Source organism: Streptomyces sp. NPDC048288 (genome assembly GCF_043201555.1).
Classification (GTDB): Bacteria; Actinomycetota; Actinomycetes; order Streptomycetales; family Streptomycetaceae; genus Streptomyces.
In genome coordinates this window covers 88430-108114 of the sequence record NZ_JBICZD010000012.1, presented here as the reverse complement: position 1 = coordinate 108114, position 19685 = coordinate 88430, and the positions used below count along the sequence as shown (strand labels likewise).

The 19685-nt window shown below is 72.0% G+C and carries 21 protein-coding genes and 1 riboswitch; of the genes, 14 read left to right on the top strand and 7 right to left on the bottom strand.

Going from position 1 to position 19685, the window contains the following annotated elements; translation table 11 throughout:
- Positions 1-8 precede the first annotated feature (8 nt).
- The 4 genes from ACGFZS_RS36715 to ACGFZS_RS36700 all read left to right on the top strand — a co-directional run bounded on the left by ACGFZS_RS36715 (position 9) and on the right by ACGFZS_RS36700 (position 3923).
- Positions 9-683, top strand: coding sequence for an urease accessory protein UreF (locus ACGFZS_RS36715; RefSeq protein WP_393798735.1), 675 nt, complete (start codon positions 9-11; stop codon positions 681-683).
- 66 nt (positions 684-749) lie between these two features.
- Entirely contained in the window at positions 750-1430 is a 681-nt protein-coding gene (gene ureG / locus ACGFZS_RS36710; protein WP_365689866.1) for an urease accessory protein UreG, read from the top strand.
- Positions 1427-2188 (top strand): urease accessory protein UreD, encoded by a 762-nt coding sequence (locus ACGFZS_RS36705; protein ID WP_393798886.1) that lies wholly within the window; start codon positions 1427-1429, stop codon positions 2186-2188. Before ureG ends, ACGFZS_RS36705 begins: the two co-directional genes overlap by 4 nt.
- Before the next feature lie 130 nt (positions 2189-2318).
- Positions 2319-3923 (top strand): alpha/beta hydrolase, encoded by a 1605-nt coding sequence (locus ACGFZS_RS36700; RefSeq protein ID WP_393798734.1) that lies wholly within the window; start codon positions 2319-2321, stop codon positions 3921-3923.
- An 85-nt stretch (positions 3924-4008) separates the two neighbouring features.
- Here the strand turns inward: ACGFZS_RS36700 and ACGFZS_RS36695 are convergent, their stop codons facing one another.
- Positions 4009-4734, bottom strand: a complete 726-nt coding sequence (locus tag ACGFZS_RS36695) for a lysophospholipid acyltransferase family protein (RefSeq protein ID WP_393798733.1) — start codon at positions 4732-4734, stop codon at positions 4009-4011.
- Positions 4735-5237: 503 nt separating this feature from the next.
- Positions 5238-7070, bottom strand: coding sequence for a protein kinase (locus ACGFZS_RS36690; RefSeq protein ID WP_393798732.1), 1833 nt, complete (start codon positions 7068-7070; stop codon positions 5238-5240).
- A gap of 77 nt (positions 7071-7147) precedes the next feature.
- Between ACGFZS_RS36690 and ACGFZS_RS36685 the strand changes: the two genes are divergently transcribed.
- The 6 genes from ACGFZS_RS36685 (at position 7148) to ACGFZS_RS36660 (ending at position 12483) form a co-directional block, all read left to right on the top strand.
- A complete protein-coding gene (locus tag ACGFZS_RS36685; RefSeq protein WP_393798731.1) occupies positions 7148-7696 on the top strand; it encodes a TetR/AcrR family transcriptional regulator in 549 nt (182 codons plus the stop codon).
- Between the two features lie 35 nt (positions 7697-7731).
- On the top strand, positions 7732-8325 hold the full coding sequence (locus tag ACGFZS_RS36680; protein ID WP_393798730.1) for a TetR/AcrR family transcriptional regulator: 594 nt from the start codon (positions 7732-7734) through the stop codon (positions 8323-8325).
- Between the two features lie 696 nt (positions 8326-9021).
- Positions 9022-9199, top strand: a riboswitch (cobalamin riboswitch).
- A 54-nt stretch (positions 9200-9253) separates the two neighbouring features.
- A complete protein-coding gene (locus ACGFZS_RS36675; protein WP_393798729.1) occupies positions 9254-10285 on the top strand; it encodes an ABC transporter substrate-binding protein in 1032 nt (343 codons plus the stop codon).
- Entirely contained in the window at positions 10282-11295 is a 1014-nt protein-coding gene (locus ACGFZS_RS36670; RefSeq protein ID WP_393798728.1) for a FecCD family ABC transporter permease, read from the top strand. Before ACGFZS_RS36675 ends, ACGFZS_RS36670 begins: the two co-directional genes overlap by 4 nt.
- Positions 11292-12113, top strand: a complete 822-nt coding sequence (locus ACGFZS_RS36665; RefSeq protein WP_393798727.1) for an ABC transporter ATP-binding protein — start codon at positions 11292-11294, stop codon at positions 12111-12113. Before ACGFZS_RS36670 ends, ACGFZS_RS36665 begins: the two co-directional genes overlap by 4 nt.
- Positions 12094-12483: a (2Fe-2S) ferredoxin domain-containing protein gene (locus tag ACGFZS_RS36660; protein WP_393798726.1), complete on the top strand. Its 390-nt coding sequence runs from the start codon at positions 12094-12096 to the stop codon at positions 12481-12483. The genes ACGFZS_RS36665 and ACGFZS_RS36660 overlap by 20 nt, the downstream gene beginning before the upstream one ends.
- 70 nt (positions 12484-12553) lie before the next feature.
- Here the strand turns inward: ACGFZS_RS36660 and ACGFZS_RS36655 are convergent, their stop codons facing one another.
- Both ACGFZS_RS36655 and ACGFZS_RS36650 read right to left on the bottom strand, forming a co-directional pair.
- On the bottom strand, positions 12554-13168 hold the full coding sequence (locus ACGFZS_RS36655; protein ID WP_393798725.1) for a TetR/AcrR family transcriptional regulator: 615 nt from the start codon (positions 13166-13168) through the stop codon (positions 12554-12556).
- A 63-nt stretch (positions 13169-13231) separates the two neighbouring features.
- Complete coding sequence (locus tag ACGFZS_RS36650) at positions 13232-14365, bottom strand: FAD-dependent oxidoreductase (protein ID WP_393798724.1); 1134 nt, start codon at positions 14363-14365, stop codon at positions 13232-13234.
- A gap of 237 nt (positions 14366-14602) precedes the next feature.
- Here ACGFZS_RS36650 and ACGFZS_RS36645 point away from each other — a divergent pair, with 237 nt between their 5' ends.
- Positions 14603-15004, top strand: coding sequence for a DUF6153 family protein (locus tag ACGFZS_RS36645; protein WP_393798723.1), 402 nt, complete (start codon positions 14603-14605; stop codon positions 15002-15004).
- An 80-nt stretch (positions 15005-15084) separates the two neighbouring features.
- Positions 15085-15690 carry a DUF305 domain-containing protein gene (locus ACGFZS_RS36640; protein ID WP_393798722.1) on the top strand — a complete coding sequence of 202 codons (606 nt, stop codon included), beginning with the start codon at positions 15085-15087 and terminating at the stop codon, positions 15688-15690.
- A 59-nt stretch (positions 15691-15749) separates the two neighbouring features.
- Here ACGFZS_RS36640 and rocD read toward each other — a convergent pair whose 3' ends face one another.
- The 3 genes from rocD to ACGFZS_RS36625 form a co-directional block, all read right to left on the bottom strand.
- Positions 15750-16982: an ornithine--oxo-acid transaminase gene (gene rocD, locus ACGFZS_RS36635; RefSeq protein ID WP_393798721.1), complete on the bottom strand. Its 1233-nt coding sequence runs from the start codon at positions 16980-16982 to the stop codon at positions 15750-15752.
- A 19-nt stretch (positions 16983-17001) separates the two neighbouring features.
- On the bottom strand, positions 17002-17811 hold the full coding sequence (ddaH, locus tag ACGFZS_RS36630) for a dimethylargininase (protein WP_393798720.1): 810 nt from the start codon (positions 17809-17811) through the stop codon (positions 17002-17004).
- 145 nt (positions 17812-17956) lie between these two features.
- A complete protein-coding gene (locus tag ACGFZS_RS36625) occupies positions 17957-18442 on the bottom strand; it encodes an Lrp/AsnC family transcriptional regulator (protein ID WP_355720316.1) in 486 nt (161 codons plus the stop codon).
- Between the two features lie 110 nt (positions 18443-18552).
- Between ACGFZS_RS36625 and ACGFZS_RS36620 the strand changes: the two genes are divergently transcribed.
- Both ACGFZS_RS36620 and ACGFZS_RS36615 read left to right on the top strand, forming a co-directional pair.
- Positions 18553-19302, top strand: a complete 750-nt coding sequence (locus ACGFZS_RS36620) for a LytTR family DNA-binding domain-containing protein (protein WP_359219468.1) — start codon at positions 18553-18555, stop codon at positions 19300-19302.
- Between the two features lie 2 nt (positions 19303-19304).
- Entirely contained in the window at positions 19305-19664 is a 360-nt protein-coding gene (locus ACGFZS_RS36615) for a hypothetical protein (RefSeq protein ID WP_365687948.1), read from the top strand.
- Positions 19665-19685: the final 21 nt, after the last annotated feature.

Here is a 19685-nt window from a genome sequence, read left to right as displayed (position 1 = left end):
GGTACGTGATGTCTCGGGCAGCGTTGCTGGTCCTCGCCGACGGCCGCTTTCCCGCCGGAGGGCATGCGCACTCCGGCGGCGCGGAGGCGGCCGTCAAGGCCGGGCGGATCGCCGGGGCGGCGAGTCTGGAGGAGTTCTGCCGGGGGCGGTTGCACACGGCGGGACTGGTGGCGGGCGCGCTCGCCGCGGCCGCCGTACTCGGAGCGGACGTACGGGAGTTGGACGCGGCGGCCGACGCGCGGACGCCGTCCCCGGCGCTCCGTGGCGCCGCCCGCCGGCTCGGGCGGCAGCTGCTGCGGGCCGCGCGGGCGACCTGGCCCTCTCCCGAACTCGACGCCGTGGCACGGGAGTTCCCCAAAGGCGCGCATCAGCCGGTGGTGCTGGGCGTGGTGGCCAGGGCTGCGGGGCTCGCGGCCGAGGACGCGGCCTACTGCGCGGCGTACGAGAACGTGAGCGGGCCGGCCACGGCGGTGGTGCGGTTGCTGAGCCTGGACCCGTTCGAGGCGACCGGGGCGCTGGCCCGGCTGGCGCCCGAGGTGGACCGGGTGGTCGACCGGGCCGTGGAGGCGGCGCGGGGGGTGGCCGGGGGCGGGGTCGACGCGCTGCCGGCGGCTTCGGCGCCGCTGCTGGAGATCGGGGCGGAGTGGCACGCGGGGTGGGCGGTGCGGTTGTTCGCGTCGTAGCTCTCCCCGCACCCGGGGGCTGCCGCCCCGGACCAGAAGCAAGGCCAGTCGAACAAGGAGCCGCACATGCACCTCGATCACGCACACCAGCACGGCCCCGTCGCCGTGAGCGCCGACGCCCATCGGCCCGACGGGTCCCGGCGGGCCCTCCGCATCGGGCTCGGCGGGCCCGTCGGGTCCGGGAAGACGGCCACCGTCGCCGCGCTCTGCCGGGCGCTGCGGGAACAGCTGTCGCTCGCGGTCGTCACCAATGACATCTACACGCGCGAGGACGCCGAGTTCCTGCTCCGGGAGGCCGTGCTGCCGCCCGAGCGGATCACCGCGGTGGAGACGGGGGCCTGCCCGCACACCGCGATCCGGGACGACATCTCGGCCAACCTCGAAGCCGTGGAGGACCTGGAGGACGAGGTCGGGCCACTGGACCTGATCCTCGTCGAGTCGGGCGGGGACAATCTCACCGCCACCTTCTCCAAGGGGCTCGTGGACGCGCAGATCTTCGTGATCGACGTGGCGGGCGGGGACGACATCCCGCGCAAGGGCGGGCCGGGGGTCACGACGGCGGATCTGCTCGTCGTCAACAAGACGGACCTCGCCCCCCATGTGGGCTCGGATCTGGCGCGGATGGCCGCCGACGCCAAAGCGCAGCGGGCCGAACTGCCCGTCGTCTTCCAGTCGTTGCGCAGCGAGGCCGGGGTCGGGGACGTGGCCCGCTGGGTGCGGGAGCGGCTCGCCGCGTGGACGGTGTGACCGTCACCGGGGTGCGGGCGACCGCGCGGATCGTCGCCCGGGCGGACGGGCGGGGCGGCACCTCGCTCCCGGTGCTGGAGGGTGAGGGACCGCTCGCCCTGCGGCGCACGCGCGGCAGCGGGTCCGAGGCCCGGGTGATGATCGTCGGCGCGATGAGCGGGCCGCTCGGCGGGGACCGGTTCGCGGTCGAGGCGACGGTGGAGCGCGGGGCACGGCTGAGCGTCGGGTCCGCCGCGGCCACCATCTCGCTGCCGGGACAGGCGAAGGGCGAGGCACGCTACGACGTCCGGCTCGACGTCGCCGACGGCGGTGAACTGCGCTGGCTGCCCGAGCAGTTGATCGCGGCCAAGGGCAGCGATCTGCATGTCACGACCCGCGTCGACGTCGGTGCCGGCGGGCGGCTCGTGCTGCGTGAGGAGCAGGTGCTCGGGCGGGTGGGGGAGGAACCGGGGCGGCTCACCAGCCGGCTCACCGTGCGCGTCGCCGGACGGGCCGTGCTGGACCAGGAGCTGGCCTGCGGTCCCGGTGCGCCCGGCGGCTGGGACGGGCCCGCCGTGCTGGCGGGACATCGGGCCGTGGGCCAACTCCTCGTCGTACGACCCGAGTTCGACGCCGAGCCGGAGGCGGCCCGGATGCTGGGGGAGTGTGCCGCGCTCACTCCGCTCGCCGGGCCCGCCGTTCTGGTGAGTGCGGTGGCCGGTGATGCGCTGCGGCTGCGGTGGGTACTGGACGAGGCGTTGGACCTGCTCGGCGGCTGATCCGCTCAGCGGGACGTGATCGTCCGGTTATCGGATTGGTAAAGACGGCGGTCACACCCTGTCCTCAGGAGGTTCACAGCCGGAAGGATCCCCCCTGACCATTCGTAACCATGTACGGGGAGGGGCCCTCTTGAGGGACAACTTCAGATCGAAGAGCCGTGTGCTGGCGCTCGGTTCGGCGGGAGCGCTCGTCACCGCCACCCTGCTCACCGGTGCGCTCGCGGCGCCCGCCTCCGGTGCCGAGGCGCACAAGGGCGGCCAGGACCGCGCGCAGTGGGGTGCCGCGGTCGCCGCCGCGGCCGCCGCCAAGGCCGGGATCGCCTGGGCGGACTGTCCGTCCGACTGGGGCCTGGAGAAGCCCATCCAGTGCGGCTGGGTCAGCGTGCCGCTCGACTACACGAAGCCGTACGGCAAGCAGATCAAGCTGGCCGTCGACCGAATAGGCAACACCGGGACGAAGGCGGAGCGCCAGGGCGCGCTCGTCTACAACCCCGGCGGACCGGGCGGCTCCGGGATGCGTTTCCCGCGCCGGGTCACGACGAAGAGCCCGCTGTGGGTCAACACCGCGAAGGCGTACGACTTCGTGGGCTTCGACCCGCGCGGTGTCGGCCACTCCGCGCCCATCTCCTGCATCGACCCGCAGGAGTTCGTGAAGGCGCCGAAGGCCGACCCGGTGCCCGACACCGAGGCCGACAAGACCGCCCAGCGCAGGCTCGCCAAGCAGTACGCGGACGGCTGCGCCGCGCGCACCGGCCGGGCGATGCTCCAGCAGATGACCACCCCGAACACCGCCCGCGACCTGGACGTCATCCGGGCCGCGCTCGGCGAGAAGAAGCTCAACTACCTGGGCGTCTCCTACGGCACCTACCTCGGCGCGGTGTACGGGACGCTGTTCCCGGGCCATGTGCGCCGGATGATCGTCGACAGCGTGGTCAACCCCTCGCGCGAGAACATCTGGTACCAGGCCAACCTGGAGCAGGACATCGCCTTCGAGGGCCGCTGGAAGGACTGGGAGGACTGGGTCGCCGCGCACGACTCCGCCTTCCACCTCGGCACCACGCGGGACGCCGTCCAGGCCAAGTGGCTCCAGCTGCGCGCCACCGCCAAGGCGAACCCGATCGGCGGGGTCGTCGGACCGGCCGAGCTGATCTCCTTCTTCCAGAGCGCGCCGTACTACGACTCCTCGTGGGTCCCGGTCGCGACCGTGTTCAGCAAGTACGTCGCCGGTGACACCCAGGCGCTGGTCGACGCGGCCGCCCCGGACCTCAGCGACACCGCCGGCAACATCACGTCGGAGAACGGCAACGCCGTCTACACCGCCGTGGAGTGCACCGACGCGAAGTGGCCGACCAGTTGGAAGAAGTGGGACCGCGACAACACCGAGCTCAACAAGCAGTACCCGTTCATGACCTGGGCCAACGCATGGATGAACCTGCCCTGCGCCACCTGGCCGGTCAAGCAGCGGACGCCGGTGGACGTCACCACCCACAAGGGCCTGCCGCCGGTGCTGATCGTCCAGTCCACGCGTGACGCCGCCACCCCGTACCCGGGCGCCGTCGAACTGCACAAGCGCTTCAAGGGCTCCCGCCTCATCACCGAGCAGGGCGCCGGCTCGCACGGGGTGACCGGCCTGGTCAACCCGTGCATCAACGACCGCGTCGACACCTACCTGCTCACCGGCAAGCTGGACGGCGCGGACGTCACCTGCGCGCCGCACGCCACCCCGCAGCCGTAACCCTTCCGGCACGGCTTCCGGCAGTACGAGGGGCGGCGGGATCCACTCCCGCCGCCCCTCATCCGTGCGCGTCGCGGCAACGCCCTCAACTCAGCGGTGCCCGAGGGAACTTGCGCTCCTTCTCGCCCTTCGCCACCGCCTGCCCGGCCTTGGCGACCGCCGCGTACTCGTCGACGTACTCCTGCTCGGAGAGGGTCAGGATGGCGTACATGATCTCGTCGGTGATGGCGCGCAGGATCGCCTTCTCGCTCTCCATCCCGGCGTAGCGGGAGAATTCGAGGGGCTTGCCGAAGCGGATCACCACCGGGTGGATCCTCGGGATCACCGCGCCGGGCGGCTGCGCCTCGAAGGTGCCGATCATCGCGCAGGGGATCACCGGGACACCGGCCCGCAGGGCCATCACCGCCACCCCGACCTTGCCCTTGTAGAGGCGGCCGTCGTGCGAGCGGGTGCCCTCCGGATAGATCCCGAGCAGCTCGCCCTTGCTCAGCACTCCGAGCCCCTCGCGGATCGCGGCCTGGCCCGCCTCCTTGCCGGAGCGGTCGACCGGGATCTGCCCCGCGCTGCGGAAGAAGAACGCGGTCAGCCGCCCCCGTACACCGGGGCCCGTGAAGTACTCGGCCTTGGCGAGAAAGGTGATGCGCCGCTTCAGGACGGCCGGCATCAGGAAGTGGTCGGAGAAGGAGAGGTGGTTCCCGGCGACGATGGCCGGCCCCGACTCCGGCACGTGTTCCAGACCCTCGATGCGGGGCCGGAACACCACGCGCAACAGCGGCCCCAGCAACACGTACTTGAGCAGGTAGTAGAACACGGCTCTCTCCTCACTTTACCGGTTCCCGATGGAACTGGTGTTTTCCCGGATCGGATGCCCTGTGGAGGATCCGGGATGATGTGCATCTGTGGTCAGCTGTAGCCATGTTCGGTCGCCTCCACGCTGACCTCTTGCCGAGTTACCTGATGGTTCGTCAGGTCCGACCGGAAGCGGGCGGACGAGCCCGCTGGCCTTCGGGCATGCCTGTGGGCATCCTTAGCGGCGACGCAGCGGATTGAACATCGTCTCGTCGGATTTCATTATGTTGGACGGTGAGGCGTCGCCTGCCTCGTGAGCAGAGACCGGCCACTCGGCGACACCTCCCGCCGCTCCCATTCACTCACCGCCAGGGCGCCTGGGCGAGGAGACCCGCGGGCGAGCACTTCTCAGCCGACGCGGCGACAGGGAACGGGTGATGTTCCAGCGCATCTGCGGAAACAGGGTGCGCTGTTGATGCTGATCGGCCGCCCCGACCGGCACGTCGGCACGTTCCCCCACACGGCCTAGCCGCGCACCCAACTCTGGGAGGCCGTGCCGGGGTCGCAGGTGGCCTCGGCGACTCCGCCGCCGAAGGCGAGGGCGAGGCAGCCGCCGTCGTAGACCGTGGCGAGGGTGTTGCTGGCGCCGGTCTTCCAGAGCCGGGCGGTGCTGCTGAGCGAGCAGTCGCCGACGAAGACGGCCTGTCCGTTGCCGTTCGCGCTGAGGCAGGCGCCGGTCGAGACGTTGACGACCTTGACGCTGCTGCCCGAGGCGCTGCGAAAGGTCCACTCGGCCGTGGAGTCCGAGCAGGATCCGAGACCGGAGGAGCCGTAGACCTGGATCAGGCACTTGCCGTTCTCGCCGTTCTTCAGCGTGAAGGTGCTCGAACTCCCGGACGTGCTGGGGGTGGTGGTGACCGTGGTGCCGCCGGAGGAACCGCCGGATGCCGATCCGCCGGAGGACCCGGAGGACCCGGAGGAACCTGACGACCCGGAGGACCCGGACGAGGAGCCCGTGGTGGACGAGCCGCCGGAGCTTGTCGATGCCGAGCCGGACTTGCCGGTTTTTCCTGTGCCGCCGGCGGAGGTCTTCCCGCTCTTGTCCTCACCCTTGGCACTGCCCTTGCCCCTTCCCGAGGCCGTGGGCGAAGGCGTGCCGGTCGGGCTCGCGGAGGTGTGAGGGGAAGAGGGCTGACCTGAGGGGGAGTCGGACGCGGAGACGGAGGCGGCCGGGGTGCCCGCCGTACCGCCGTCGTGGTCGTGGCGCGAGCCCGTCGCGTACGGGAGCAACTGGAAGGTGACGGTCGCCACGATCACGACCGGCACGGCGACCGCAAGGACGCGGGTGCGGCGACGTCCGGGCCGACGCTCGGGTTCTCGCTCGGGCGGCACGACGACCACCTCGGGCTCGGCCGCCGTCACCTCCGGCACGTCCGCCGCGAAGGCGGCCCGTTCCGCGAGGCGCCCGTTGATCGGCTCGGGCCACAGCGGGGGCCCGGACGGGCCGCGTCCCGCCGTCAGTTCGAGGAGTTCGGCGGCGGTGGGACGGCCCTCGGGGTCCTTGTCCAGGCAGGAGCCGACCACCTCGGCCAACTCCGGGTCGGCGTCGCGCAGTTCATGGAGGTCCGGCTGCTCGTGGACGATCCGGTACAGCACCCCGTGCCCGGACTCGTCCCCGAACGGCGGCCGCCCCGAGCCCGCGAACGCCACCACCGAACCGAGTGCGAACACGTCTACGGCCCCGGTCAACCGCCGTGCCCCCGAGGCCTGTTCGGGAGACATGTAGGCGGGCGTGCCGACCACCATCCCGGTCCGCGTCAGCTGGCTCTGCTCGGCGGCCCGTGCCACCCCGAAGTCGATGAGCGTCAGCCCCTGAGACGTCAGCATGACGTTGGACGGCTTGATGTCCCGGTGGACCATGTCCCGTTCGTGGACGGCCGCCAGCCCGGCCGCCGCCTCGCGCAGCAGCAGCCACAGCGACTCGGCGGGGAGCGGACCGCCGTAGACCTCGAGCGCCTCGCGCAGGGTCAGCCCGGGCACGTACGCGGTGGCGAACCACGGCGGCCGGGCGTCGCGGTCACCGGCCAGCAGCGGCGCGCTGGCCCCGGCGGGCAGCCGGGCGAGATTGTCGAGTTCGTGTCCGAAGCGCCGTACGAAGTCCTGGTCCTCGGCGACCACCGACGGCAGCACCTGTTTGACCGCCGCGTAGCGGCCCTCGTGCACGCCGAGATAGACCCGCCCCATGCCGCCGGCCCCGAGCCGGCCGACCAGCGGGATGGGCCCGATCCGCCGAGGATCGTCGTCCTCCAGCGGCTCGACGCCCACCCCGCTGCCCCCGTCGCCCCCGTTGTTGGTCACGAGAGGCAGAGTACTTCCGTGTCGAATTTTTTTCTAGAAACCCTTTCTAGAAAAATCATCTACTAGGCTGCCGCGCCATGACCCCCAGGCAGCAGCGCGGTACGGCGACCGCCGAGGCGCTTCTCGACGCGGCGCTGCGCGTGCTCGCGGCCGAGGGTGAGCGAGGGCTGACCGTGCACGCGGTCACCGAGGCCTGCGGGGTCAGTCCCGGCAGCCTCTACCACCACTTCGGCAGCATCGAAGGGCTGACCTCGGCGGTGACGCTGCGCTGGCTGGAGCGGCTGCTGGCGGAGATGACGGCGGCGCTGGCGGACGCGCGGACGGCACGGGACGGGATCGGGGCCGCCGTCGGGGCCTACCTCGCGTTCATCCGGGACCACCGGGACGCGGCCCTGCTGATCCACTCGCCGTCGGCCGACCTGAGCCCGTTCCTCCGGTGGGCCGAGGCGCAGATCCGCTGCGGCGAACTCGCGCCGCTCCCCGCGCCGTTGATCGATGCCCTGGTGCTCGGTCCGATGATCGGCGTGGCCCGGCGCTGGCTCTCCGGCCGCGACGACGTGGACCTGGAGGAGGCGGCACGGGTACTGCCGGACCGGATCTGGCGGGCCGTGGGCAGCACGGGATGAGAAATTCACGGGAGGACGGATGACAATATGGAGCGGTGAGACGCAAACAGCAGCGGGGTGAGGCCACCTACGAGCAGTTGCTGGACGCTGCCTTGCGCGTGTACGCGGAGTCGGGCGACCAGGGGCTGACCGTCGGTGCTGTGACCAAGGCGAGCGGGGTGAGCCTGGGCAGCCTCTACCACCACTTCGGCAGCATCGACGGCCTGTTGGACGCACTGCTGATGCGCTGGCTCGGCCGGTTGCTGGAGGCGACGCTCACCTCCCTGGAGGGCACCCGGTCCGCCCGGACCGGTATCCGTGCGATCGTCACCGCCTATCTGGGCTTCGTACGCGACCATCACGCCGCCGCCCTGCTGCTGCACTCCGCCGACGCCGACCGCCGGGGCATGCGCGACGGCAAGGGTCTGAGGGACGCCCAGGAGGCCCGGCTGTCCCCACTCGCGCAATGGGCGCGGGGGTATGTGGACGCCGGTGAACTCGCCCCGCTGCCGCCGGGACTGATCGAGGTGCTGGTCCTTGGCCCGGTGATCGGCGTGGCCCGCCGCTGGCTGTCCGGCGTCGACGACGTCGACCTCGACGAGGCGGCGGAGCTGCTGCCGGAGCGGATCTGGCGGTCGGTGGCCCCCTGAGCGGTACACCTGCCGGGCCGCCGTACGACCGCGCGCGGCCCGCCGACCACCGCCGCACCCCGACCCCGCACCGCACGGTGGGCGCAGGCAGCGGGCGAGCGATTCGCCGAGCAGGTCAGGGTCGTCGATCTCCAGGCCGAGGAGGGACTCTACGCGGCCGTGGCGCAGGTGCACTTCCGGGGCTCGGACCAGGTCAATGGGGTGGGCGGCCTCCCCAGTGGGTTCGGCGGACGGCACGGTCGGCGCGAGTTCGAGAGTGGCACGGGCCGCGTGGCCCACGCCGATCGTGGTCCCCGGCGATCGTGGCCCCCGTCTCGAATACCGCGCGGAAGGCATTCTGGATGGCCCGGAAGGGAGTGCCGTAACGGCAGCGGATTTGCTCGGACGCGTCCCGGAGCCTGAAGCCATCGGTGAGGAGGAGTTCGCCGCTGTCCGGGGAGTTGGCGCCTTCGTGGACTGCGCTGGTGCGGGTCGCCCCCGGTTCAGGCGGAGCCGAGCAGCAGGGGGAGCACCCAGCGCACCGAGCGGTCCAGGGCGCCGCCCCGCCCTGCCGGTTCCCGCTGGAACCGGTATTTCCCCAGGGCAGATCGGCTGAAGGGGGTCCGGGCCGTTGCGATCGCCACCGTAGTCGAAGCCTGCCCCGGTGCAGGGACGAGCCGCGCCACCTGATCGGATGATCTGGCCGTATGACTGACTTGATAGCCTCATCAGGCCAGTCGAGCCACACCCGAGGCCAGGGAATCCGGTGCGAATCCGGAACTGACGCGCAGCGGTGAGGGGGACGGGCGGGGCACGCCAGCCACTGGGAGACCGGGAAGGCGCCCCGGCCGGACGAACCCGAGTCCGAAGACCTGCTGGCACCTTCGCGCCCCGGCGCGGAGGGACGTCCGTAGGCCAGGCTCCGCGTACGAGCCCCGACCCCCGAGGCATGCCCGTGCTCCGCACCCCCGCTCTTCTTCTCGTGTCCGCCCTCCTGCTCACCGCCTGCGGTGGCACCGGGAGCGGCGGCGCCGACACGGCGACGGCCGCCGCCGGCCGTCCGGTCACCCTCACCAACTGCGGCCACACGGTCGCCCTGAAGTCACCGCCGAAGCGGGCCGTCTCCCTCAACCAGGGCACCACGGAGATCCTGCTCTCCCTCGGCCTCGCCGACCGCATGGCCGGCACGGCCACCTGGACCGACCCGGTGATGAAGGGCCTGGAGAAGGCCAACGCGTCCGTGCCGCGCCTCGCCGACGACAACCCCTCCTTCGAGAAGGTCCTGGACGCCGAACCCGACTTCGTCACCGCCTCGTTCGTCTCCACCCTCGGAAAGGGCGGGGTCGCCACCCGCGGGCAGTTCGAGAAGCTGGGCGTGCCCACGTACGTCTCGCCGTCCGACTGCTCCGAGGGCAAGGACAACGACAGCGGCGGCGACGGTTCGCGCTCCACACCCCTCACCCTCGATGCCGTGTACGGCGAAATACGCGACCTGGCCCGCGCGTTCGGCGTCGAGGAGCGGGGTGAGACGCTCGTCGCTTCGCTGAAGAAGCGGGTGCGCACGGCCACCGCCGGACTGCACGCCTCGGACGTGTCCCTCATGTACTGGTTCGCCAACTCCCAGTCCCCGTACCTCGCCGGCTGCTGCGGCGCGCCCGGCGCCATCACCCGCGCGGTCGGCGCGAAGAACGCGTTCGCCGACACCCACGACGAATGGCCCCAGATCAGCTGGGAGACCGTCGCCGACCGCGACCCCGACGTCATCGTCATCGGCGACCTGACCCGCAAGCAGCAGACCGCCGAGACCGCCGCGGCCAAGATCCGCTTCCTGGAGACCAACCCCGCCACCCGCAACCTGACCGCCGTGAAGAAGAAGCGGTACGTCCTGCTGAGCGGGCAGGCCATGAACCCGTCCATCCGCACGGTCGAGGGGATCGAGGAGGTCGCAGCCGGTCTGCGTGACTTCGGGTTCGCCAAGTGAGCGTCCGTGCCCTGTTGTTGACCGGCGGGGGACTGGCCGCCCTGCTGGTGTCGATCGCCGTGGCGGTGACGATCGGTCCCGCCGACATCTCCACCGGTGACGTCTGGGCGTCCGTCGCGGCCCATCTCGGCCTCGGCGAGGGCACGTTGGCGCCGCTGCGGGACAGCATCGTGTGGAACCTGCGGATGCCCCGCACGCTGCTCGCCGCCGTGTGCGGGGCCGGACTCGCCGTGTGCGGCGCGGTCCTGCAGTCGCTGCTGCGCAACCCGCTCGCCGACCCCTTCGTGCTCGGGGTCTCCTCCGGCGCGTCCACGGGGGCGGTCGCCGTGGTCGTGCTGGGCGTGGGCGGAGGAGCGGTGTCCCTGTCGGCCGGTGCCTTCCTCGGCGCGCTGCTCTCCTTCGGCCTGGTGCTGCTGCTCAGCCATTCCCTCGGCGGCAGCACCGACCGGGTCGTCCTGTCCGGGGTCGCGGCGATGCAGCTGTTCTCCGCGCTGACCTCCTTCACCGTGCTCACCTCGGCGGACGCGGAGACCACCCGGGGCGTGCTGTTCTGGCTGCTCGGCTCGCTCACCGGCGCCGACTGGGGACAGGTACTGCTCTGCACCGTCGCCCTGGCGGTGGTGCTCGTCGTCTGCCTCGGGTACGCCCGTACGCTCGACGCGTTCGCCTTCGGCGAGGAGGCCGCCGCCGGACTCGGGGTCCGGGTCGCCCGTACCCGCCTGGTCCTGCTCTGCGCGACCGCGCTGCTCACCGCCGCCCTGGTCAGCTGCGCCGGGGCGATCGGCTTCGTCGGCCTGGTCCTGCCGCACGCCACCCGCGCCCTCACCGGCTCCGGGCACGCCCGGCTCCTGCCGGTGACGGCACTGACCGGAGCCGTGTTCCTGGTGTGGGCGGACACCCTGGCCCGAACCGTCCTCGACCCCCAGGAGGTCCCGGTGGGCGTGGTGACGTCCCTGATCGGCGTGCCGGCGTTCGTGGCCGTGCTCCATCGCGGACGGAGCAGGGCATGACCGGCCTGGACGCGGACCGCGTCGGACGGCGCGTCGGCGACCGGGTCGTGGTCGACGACGTAACCCTGACCCTGCGCCCCGGCGAGACCGTCGGCCTGCTCGGCCCCAACGGCTCGGGGAAGTCCACCCTGCTGAGACTGCTGGCCGGGGTCCTCGCGCCCACCGCCGGCGTCGTGACCCTGGACGGGCGCCCGCTCGCCGAGGTCGGCCGCCGCGCCACCGCCCGCCGGGTCGCCACCGTCGAACAGCACACCCACACCCAGACCGAACTGACCGTCCGGGACGTCGTCGCCCTCGGCCGGATCCCGCACCGCCGCGCCTGGACACCCCCGACGGCGGCCGACGCGGCAGCCGTCACCGAGGCGCTGCGGCGCACCGGACTGACCGACCGGGCCGGCCAGTCCTGGCACACCCTCTCCGGCGGCGAACGCCAGCGCACCCAGATCGCCCGCGCCCTCGCCCAGGAACCCCGCGAACTCCTCCTCGACGAACCCACCAACCATCTCGACATCCAGCACCAGCTCGACCTGCTGGAACTCGTCGTGAGCCTGCCGGTCACCACGGTGATCGCCCTGCACGACCTCAACCTCGCCGCGATGTACTGCGACCGCCTGCTCGTCCTGCGCGACGGCCGCGCGGTCACGGAGGGCACCCCCGCCGAGGTCCTGACCCCCGCCCGCATCGAACAGGTCTACGGCGTCCGCACCGAGGTCACCCACGACCCCGGCCACCCCGTCATCCGCTTCCTCCGTCCCGCGCCTCGGGACGGAGCCCCGTACGAGAGGAGCACGACGAGCGATGCCCCGACGGCAGGCTGAGGACGTAGCCACCGAGAGCGCCACCGCCCAACCGGCACCGTGTCGTGTCGTGGTCTGCCGCGACTGCTGCTGCGGAACCGGGAAAGTCCCCGGCGTGGATCACGACGAGCAGCTCGCGCGCCTGGCCGAGAGCGTCCCCGTCCGGGTCTCGGACTGTCTCGACGTGTGCGAACACGCCAACGTGATCGTCGTCCAGCCGTCCGCCGCCGCCCGCGCCGCGGGCGCCCGCCCGGTCTGGCTCGGCCTCGTCAACGACCCCGACGCCACCGAGGACATCACCGCCTGGGTGCGGGCCGGCGGGCCCGGCGTCGCGCCCTGCCCCGACATCCTCGACCTCTACGCCTTCACCCCGCCCCGAAGAGCACGATGACCGCGTATGCCCCCGATGGGGCTGCCGACAGCTCGGCCGGGTCTACCTGGTCGGGTCTACCTGGTCGGGTCTACCGGTCGGGGGAGGCTAGCGTGCTCCAGCCGTTCTCCAGCAGTTCGAAGGCGCGGGTGACGGCCTGGCTGAAGTCGGCCTGGTCGAGGGCCACGCGGGGGATTTCGAGGGCGAAGTGGGCCAGCGCCGCGCACGCGGGATCGTCGGCGGGCAGGCCGCTCTCCTCGGCGATGACGCCGGCCAGCGCGGACGAGTGGCGCAGCCACATGGCCTGCTGGTAGTCGCGCAGCGCCGGGGTGGTGTTCACCAGCTCGAAGAAGGCCTGGAAGGCGGGGTCCCGGCGCGCCGCACGGACGCGGTGGTGCAGCGCGTGCTCGCGGAGCGCCTGGGGGATCGACTGCCCCTGCGGCCGTTCGCGTACGGAGGCCAGGAGCAGCGCCTCCTTGTCGGCGTCCAGGTCGAAGACGAGTGCCTCCTTGACCGGGAAGTGCTTGAACAGGGTGGTGGTGGAGACGTCCGCGGCGTCCGCGATCTCGCGGATGCCCACGTCGTCGTAGCCACGCTCCAGGAACAGGCGCAGCGCGGCGTCGGCGATGGCCTGCCGGGTCGCGGCCTTCTTGCGTTCGCGGCGGCCCGTGGGTGCCGGTGCCGTGGAGGCGTGGATATCGGTCATGTCATGACCCTACTCCGCTGGTTGTGCGGCTTCGAAAGTTGCCTCGCTGCACTTATTGGGGTGTCAGCGGTCGTTGTCGTCGGCGAAGTCGGGCAGTTCGGTGCCGAGCAGGCCCTCGGCGCCGTTGTCGAGGAGCTGCTGCATCTGGGCGGAGCGGGGCAGCATGGTCTTCTCGTAGGCGAGGAGGGCGTCGTCGACGGTGGTGTGGTGCGCGAGGGCGAGGGCGAGTTCGCAGGCGTCCAGCATGGCGAGGTTGACGCCCACGCCGAGCGGGGGCATGAGGTGGGCGGCGTCTCCCAGCAGGGTGACCGTGGGGTTGTGCTGCCAGGTGTGGGGGACGGGCAGGGCGTGGATGGGACGGTCGACGTAGCGGCCCTCGTTGTCGGTGAGCTGGCGGCGCAGGGCCGGTGACCAGTCGCGGTAGCGGTCCAGGAGGAGGGCGCGGATGCCCTCGGTGTCCTGGATGGTCAGGCCGGCGGCGGCGATCCAGTCGGCGGGCACGCGCTGGATGGCGTAGACGCGGATGTGGTCGCCGCTGCTGCGCTGGGCGAACAGGGCGCGGTCGCCGTCGGCCGCCGTGGCGCTGCCCCGGCCGACGAGTCCGGCGATCTCGGGGTGCTTGTTCTCGACGTCGTGGAACCAGGCTTCGAGGAAGCTGACGCCGGTGTACCGGGGGGTGGCGTCGGAGACGGCGCGGCGGACCCTGGACCAGGCTCCGTCGGCGCCGATGACGAGGTCGGCCTCGACGGTGGTGCCGTCGGCGAAGCGCAGCTGCCGGGGTCCGGCGGCGGGGCCTTCGACGGAGCTGAGTGTGTGGCTCCAGTGCACGGTGCCGGGTTCGAGGGAGTCCAGGAGGAGGTCGCGCAGCTGTCCGCGGTCGATCTCCGGCTTGAAGCGCTCGCCTTCCTCGGGGGTGTGGTGGAGCAGCAGGGTGCCCGCGGGGTCCATCTGGCGCATCTCCTGGCCCTCGGGGCGGGAGAGCCGGAAGAAGTCCTCCAGCAGTCCGGCTTCGCGCAGGGCGATCTGGCCGTTGTCCTCGTGCAGGTCGAGGGTGCCGCCCTGGTCGCGCCGGTCGGGGCCGGCCTCGTGGTCGTGGACGGTGGCGCTGATGCCGTGCCGCTGCAGGATGCGGGCACAGGTGAGGCCGCCGGGGCCGGCGCCGATGATGGCGATGCGCGGGGTGCGGGTGGTGTTCATGGTGGTGCTCCGTTCGTGCGAGGTGGGTGGGCCGGTCTTCGTCAGGGGGACCGGGCACGGCTGCGGCCGCCACCCCAGAAAAGCACACCGACTCAATAAGTGCAACCGCTGCACTTTTATAGCGGTGCAACTCAGGGAGGTGATCCGGTGATATGACCCAAGAGGCGTGACCTGGCGGTGGGTTCGAGATCGTGCCGGTGCCCGACCGCTCTCAGGGCATGCATAGGATGAGTCCCGATGCGCCCCACCGAGCCCCCCGCCCCGCGACCGCCCCACCGGCGGTGGCGAGCCGTGCTCGTGCTGGGGCTGCTGGCCGGACTGCTCGGCATGCACGCGCTGGCCCCCGGTGGCGCCATGGGACACGGCGGGCACGAGCGGGTCGCGCACGCGACGGTCATGGCCACGGCGTACGACGGCTGCTCCGGCGACGACGGTCACTGCGGCGGCGGCCATGTGCACCACGCCGACGCGACCTGCGCCTCGGGCGCGGTGAGCGGCGGACCGTCGCTGCCCGCGCTCGTCCCGGACCCGGTCCCCGCCCTCGCCGCCGGGTGCGCGGCCACCTCCCGCCGGGCCACGGCACCGGACGGCGCCCGTGCGCCCCCCGACCTGGCCGAACTCCAACTCCTGCGGATCTAGAGGCATCCGAGCCGGCCGTGCGCGCCCCGCCACGGTCGTGCTCCCGCGTGCTCACTCACCCCTATCGCAGGAGATCCAGCATGACCACCACGCGTACCCGTGCCGTCCTCGTCGCGCTGACCGCGACCGCCGCCCTCGCCCTCACCGCGTGCGGCGGCAACGACGACACCACGAACGGCGCACCCGCCGCGACGTCCGCCCCGGCCACCGCCACCGCCGGCGCGCACAACGCCCAGGACGTGTCCTTCGCGCAGGGCATGATCCCGCACCACCAGCAGGCCCTGGAGATGGCGCAGCTCGCCGCCGACCGCGCCTCCTCGGCCCAGGTCAAGGACCTCGCCGCCCGGATCGAGAAGGCGCAGGACCCGGAGATCAACACCATGACCGGCTGGCTGAAGGCCTGGGGCGAGGACGTGCCCATGGCCGGCATGGACCACGGCGGGCACGCCGGCATGGCCGGGATGATGTCCGACAAGGACATGACCGCGCTGAAGAAGGCCCAGGGGACGGACTTCGACACGATGTTCCTGACCATGATGGTCCAGCACCACCAGGGCGCGGTCGAGATGGCCGGCACGGAGAAGTCCAAGGGCGACTACGCCCCGGCCACGAGCATGGCCGACGCCATCGTCACCACCCAGAACGCCGAGATCAAGGAGATGAACAAGCTCCTCGGCAAGGGCTGAGCACAAGGCGGCGGCCGCGCCCACCGGCGCGACCGCCGCCCGCTCGGGCCGCCGCCCGCTCAGGCCGTCAGGACCTTCTCCAACGATCCGAGCGCCGAACGCAGTTCCTCCGCCGTGACGGTCAGCGGCGGGGCCAGCCGGATCGTGGAGCCGTGGGTGTCCTTGACCAGGACGCCCTCGCGCATCAGACGTTCGCTGATCTCCCGCCCGGTGCCGATCGCCGGGTCCACGTCGACGCCCGCCCAGAGCCCGCGCGAGCGGAAGCCCACCACGCCCTTGCCCACCAGCGCGGCCAGCCCGTCCCGCAGGACCAGGCCCAGCTCGGCCGCCCTGCGCTGGAACGCGCCGCTCTCCAGCAGTTCCACCACGGCCGTCCCGACGGCCGCCGCGAGCGGGTTGCCGCCGAACGTGGAGCCGTGCTCGCCCGGCCGCAGCACGCCCAGCACCTCACGCCGGGCCACCACCGCCGACACCGGCACGATCCCGCCGCCCAGCGCCTTGCCGAGCAGCAGCACGTCCGGCACGACGTCCTCGTGGTCCACGGCGAGGGTGCGGCCGGTGCGGCCGAGACCCGACTGGATCTCGTCCGCGACGAAGAGGCAGCCCTTGCGCCGGGTCAGCTCGCGCACCCCGGTCAGATAGCCGTCGTCCGGGATCAGGACCCCGGCCTCGCCCTGGATCGGCTCGATCAGCACGGCCGCCGTCGTCTCGTCGACCGCCGCCTCCAGCGCCGCGAGATCGTTGTACGGCACGATCCGGAAGCCCGGGGTGAACGGGCCGAAGCCCGCGCGGGCCGTCTCGTCCGTGGAGAAGCTGACGATGGTCGTCGTACGGCCGTGGAAGTTGTCCGCCGCGACGACGATCGTGGCCCGGTCGGCGGGGACGCCCTTCACGTCGTAGGCCCATTTGCGGGCCACCTTGATGCCGCTCTCCACCGCCTCGGCGCCGGTGTTCATCGGCAGCACCATGTCCAGACCGGTCAACTCCGCGAGCCGCTCGGCGAATTCGGCGAGCCGGTCGTTGTGGAAGGCGCGGGAGGTCAGGGTCAGCAGATCGAGCTGGCGGTGCGCGGCCTCGATCAGGGCCGGGTGGCGGTGGCCGAAGTTGAGGGCCGAGTAGCCGGCCAGCATGTCGAGGTAGCGGCGGCCCTCGACGTCCTCCACCCAGGCGCCCTCGGCGCGGGCGACGACCACGGGCAGCGGATGGTAGTTGTGCGCGAGGACCGGCTCCTCCGCCTTGATCAGTTCGGCGGAGGAACGCGCGGCGGAGCGTGTGGACGCGGGTGCGGTCATCAGGGGGATCTCCTGGTCCTCAGCGGATTTCCTGGGTGCAGCACTTGATGCCGCCGCCGGCCTTGTGGAACTCCGACAGGTCGACGGGGACGGGCTCGTAGCCCTGGTCGGCGAGGCGGCCGGCGAGCGCCTCGGCCTGCGGGGCGATGAAGACATGGCGGCCGTCGGAGACGGAGTTCAGCCCCCAGGCCATGGCGTCGTCGCGGGTGGCGAGCACCGCGTCCGGGTACAGCCGGCGCAGCACCTCGCGGCTGCCGGCGGAGAAGGCCTCCGGGTAGTACACGATGTTGTCTTCGTCGAGGACGAACAGCGCGGTGTCCAGGTGGTAGAAGTACGGATCCACCAGGGTCAGGCTGATCACCGGGTGGCCGAAGAACTCCTGCGCCTCCCGGTGCGCCTCGCGGCTGGTGCGGAAGCCGGTGCCGGCGAGCAGGTACCGGCCCGTCCAGACCAGGTCGCCCTCGCCCTCGACCACCGAGCCGGGGCGGTGCACGTCGTAGCCCGCCGTCTTGAACCAGAGGTCGTAGTGGGTGGACTCGGGGCGCCGCTCGGGCGCGTGGAAGAGCGAGCCGAAGACCCGGCCGCCGACGACGACCGCCGAGTTCGCGGCGAAGACCATGTCGGGCAGACCGGGGACCGGCTCCAGCCGGTCGACGCTGTGGCCATGGGTGCGGTAGGCGCTGATCAGCGCGGTCCACTGCTCCCGGGCCAGGTCGACGTCGACCCTGGTGTCGGGGTTCATCCAGGGATTGATCGCGTACTGCACGGCGAAGTGTCTGGGTTCGCAGACGAGGAAGCGCCGGACGCGCGGCACACGGCTATCGGACACAGAGGTGTTCCTCCGCTTTCCTGCGGTGTCGACTGAGGGTTGACACCACGGTAGAAAGCGACTGATCCGGACGACAAGGAATAAATATTGCGCGTCTGCGCAGGAATGCTGCGTCTCCGGTCATACAAACGCAGCGTCGGTGCGTTTACTCGGGAACCGGCTGGGTGGCGCCCGCCTCCGGGCTCTCCGGGAGCAGATGGGACAGCACCATCACACTGATCGTCTTCCGGATGAACGGCTCCACCCGGATCCGCTCCAGCACCTCCTCGAAGTGCCCCACGTCCCGGGCCCGGACATGCAGCAGCGCGTCCGCCCCGCCGGTCACCGTCATCGCCGCGGTGATCTCCGGATGGTTGCGCACCACCTCCGCGAGCCGCCTCGGCGGGGCCGCGCCCTCGCAGTACACCTCGACGTACGCCTCCGTCCGCCAGCCGAGCGCCGCCGGTGTCACGGTGGCCGTGAACCCGGTGATCACCCCGGTCTCGCGCAGCCGGTCCACCCGCCGCTTCACCGCGGTGGCGGAGAGCCCGATGGCCGCGCCGATCTCGGCGAAACTGGTCCGCGCGTTCGCCATCAGCGCGGTGGTGATCTTCCGGTCGAGGTCGTCGAAAGGGGCGGTGCCGCTGTTCATGAGCGCACTGTATCCACGGGACGGGCCGGGCGGGGACGCCACTTCATCCGGCGCGAACGTCCACGTCCGGTACATGTCCAGCGCCCCACCCCGCCGCCTACACTCCGTTCATGCTGCGCGCCCTCGCCGTCGACGACGAACGCCCCTCGCTGGAGGAGCTCCTGTATCTGCTCAACGCCGACCCGCGCATCGGAAGCGTCGAGGGCGCCGGGGACGCCACCGAGGCGCTGCGCCGCATCACCCGCGCCCTGGAGTCCGGCCCCCTGGGCGCGGACGCCGTCGACGTCGTCTTCCTCGACGTGCAGATGCCCGGCCTGGACGGTCTGGAGATGGCCCGCCTCCTCGCCGGCTTCGCCCGTCCGCCGCTGGTCGTGTTCGTCACCGCCCACGAGGACTTCGCGGTAAGGGCCTTCGATCTCAAGGCCGTCGACTACGTCCTGAAGCCGGTACGCAAGGAACGCCTCGCGGAGGCCGTACGCCGGGTCGCCGAACTGCGCGGCGCCGCACCGCGGATACCGGTGCACGAACCCGACCCCGACCACATACCCGTCGAACTCGGCGGTGTCACCCGGTTCGTGGCCGTCGACGACATCACCCATGTCGAGGCCCAGGGCGACTACGCCCGCCTGCACACCGACCGCGGCAGCCACCTCGTGCGCATCCCCCTCTCCACCCTGGAGGACCGCTGGCGCTCCCGCGGTTTCGTCCGCATCCACCGCCGCCACCTCGTCGCCCTCCGCCACATCGGCGAACTCCGCCTGGACGCGGGCACGGTGAGCGTCCTGGTCGGCGGCGAGGAACTCCAGGTCAGCCGGCGCCACGCGCGCGAACTGCGGGACCTGCTGATGAGGAGGGCCTGACGATGCCCGCGGACCCCGCCGAACGCCGGGTGGTCGTCACCGGCCCGCCCCGGCGCAGCCGCCACACCTCCGGCTACTACCGGCCGCGCACCGAGATCGACGAGCAGACCACCCTCGGCCACACCTATGTCCGCTCCCTCATGCGCACCCAACTCCGCGCCGCCCTGGTCGTGTTCGCGGTCCTGGTCCTCCTGGTCGGCCCGCTGCCGCTGGTCTTCGCCGCCGCCCCCGACGCCCGCCGCCTGGAATGGCTGGTGCTCGGCTTCTGCCTCTACGCCCCGCTGATCCTGCTGGCCCGCTGGTACGTGCGCCGCGCCGAACGCAACGAGGAGGACTTCGTCCGCCTCGTCGAGGACCGATGAACTCCCGCCGCGACGAGGACA

Coding starts and splice junctions, on each gene's coding strand:
- ACGFZS_RS36620 (WP_359219468.1), top strand. CDS start 18,553: ATGCTGCGCGCCCTCGCCGTCGACGACGAACGCCCCTCGCTGGAGGAG.
- ureG (WP_365689866.1), top strand. CDS start 750: ATGCACCTCGATCACGCACACCAGCACGGCCCCGTCGCCGTGAGCGCC.
- ACGFZS_RS36685 (WP_393798731.1), top strand. CDS start 7,148: ATGACCCCCAGGCAGCAGCGCGGTACGGCGACCGCCGAGGCGCTTCTC.
- ACGFZS_RS36715 (WP_393798735.1), top strand. CDS start 9: ATGTCTCGGGCAGCGTTGCTGGTCCTCGCCGACGGCCGCTTTCCCGCC.
- rocD (WP_393798721.1), bottom strand. CDS start 16,982: ATGACCGCACCCGCGTCCACACGCTCCGCCGCGCGTTCCTCCGCCGAA.
- ACGFZS_RS36665 (WP_393798727.1), top strand. CDS start 11,292: ATGACCGGCCTGGACGCGGACCGCGTCGGACGGCGCGTCGGCGACCGG.
- ACGFZS_RS36655 (WP_393798725.1), bottom strand. CDS start 13,168: ATGACCGATATCCACGCCTCCACGGCACCGGCACCCACGGGCCGCCGC.
- ACGFZS_RS36645 (WP_393798723.1), top strand. CDS start 14,603: ATGCGCCCCACCGAGCCCCCCGCCCCGCGACCGCCCCACCGGCGGTGG.
- ACGFZS_RS36615 (WP_365687948.1), top strand. CDS start 19,305: ATGCCCGCGGACCCCGCCGAACGCCGGGTGGTCGTCACCGGCCCGCCC.
- ACGFZS_RS36675 (WP_393798729.1), top strand. CDS start 9,254: ATGCCCGTGCTCCGCACCCCCGCTCTTCTTCTCGTGTCCGCCCTCCTG.
- ACGFZS_RS36650 (WP_393798724.1), bottom strand. CDS start 14,365: ATGAACACCACCCGCACCCCGCGCATCGCCATCATCGGCGCCGGCCCC.
- ACGFZS_RS36660 (WP_393798726.1), top strand. CDS start 12,094: ATGCCCCGACGGCAGGCTGAGGACGTAGCCACCGAGAGCGCCACCGCC.
- ACGFZS_RS36640 (WP_393798722.1), top strand. CDS start 15,085: ATGACCACCACGCGTACCCGTGCCGTCCTCGTCGCGCTGACCGCGACC.
- ACGFZS_RS36625 (WP_355720316.1), bottom strand. CDS start 18,442: ATGAACAGCGGCACCGCCCCTTTCGACGACCTCGACCGGAAGATCACC.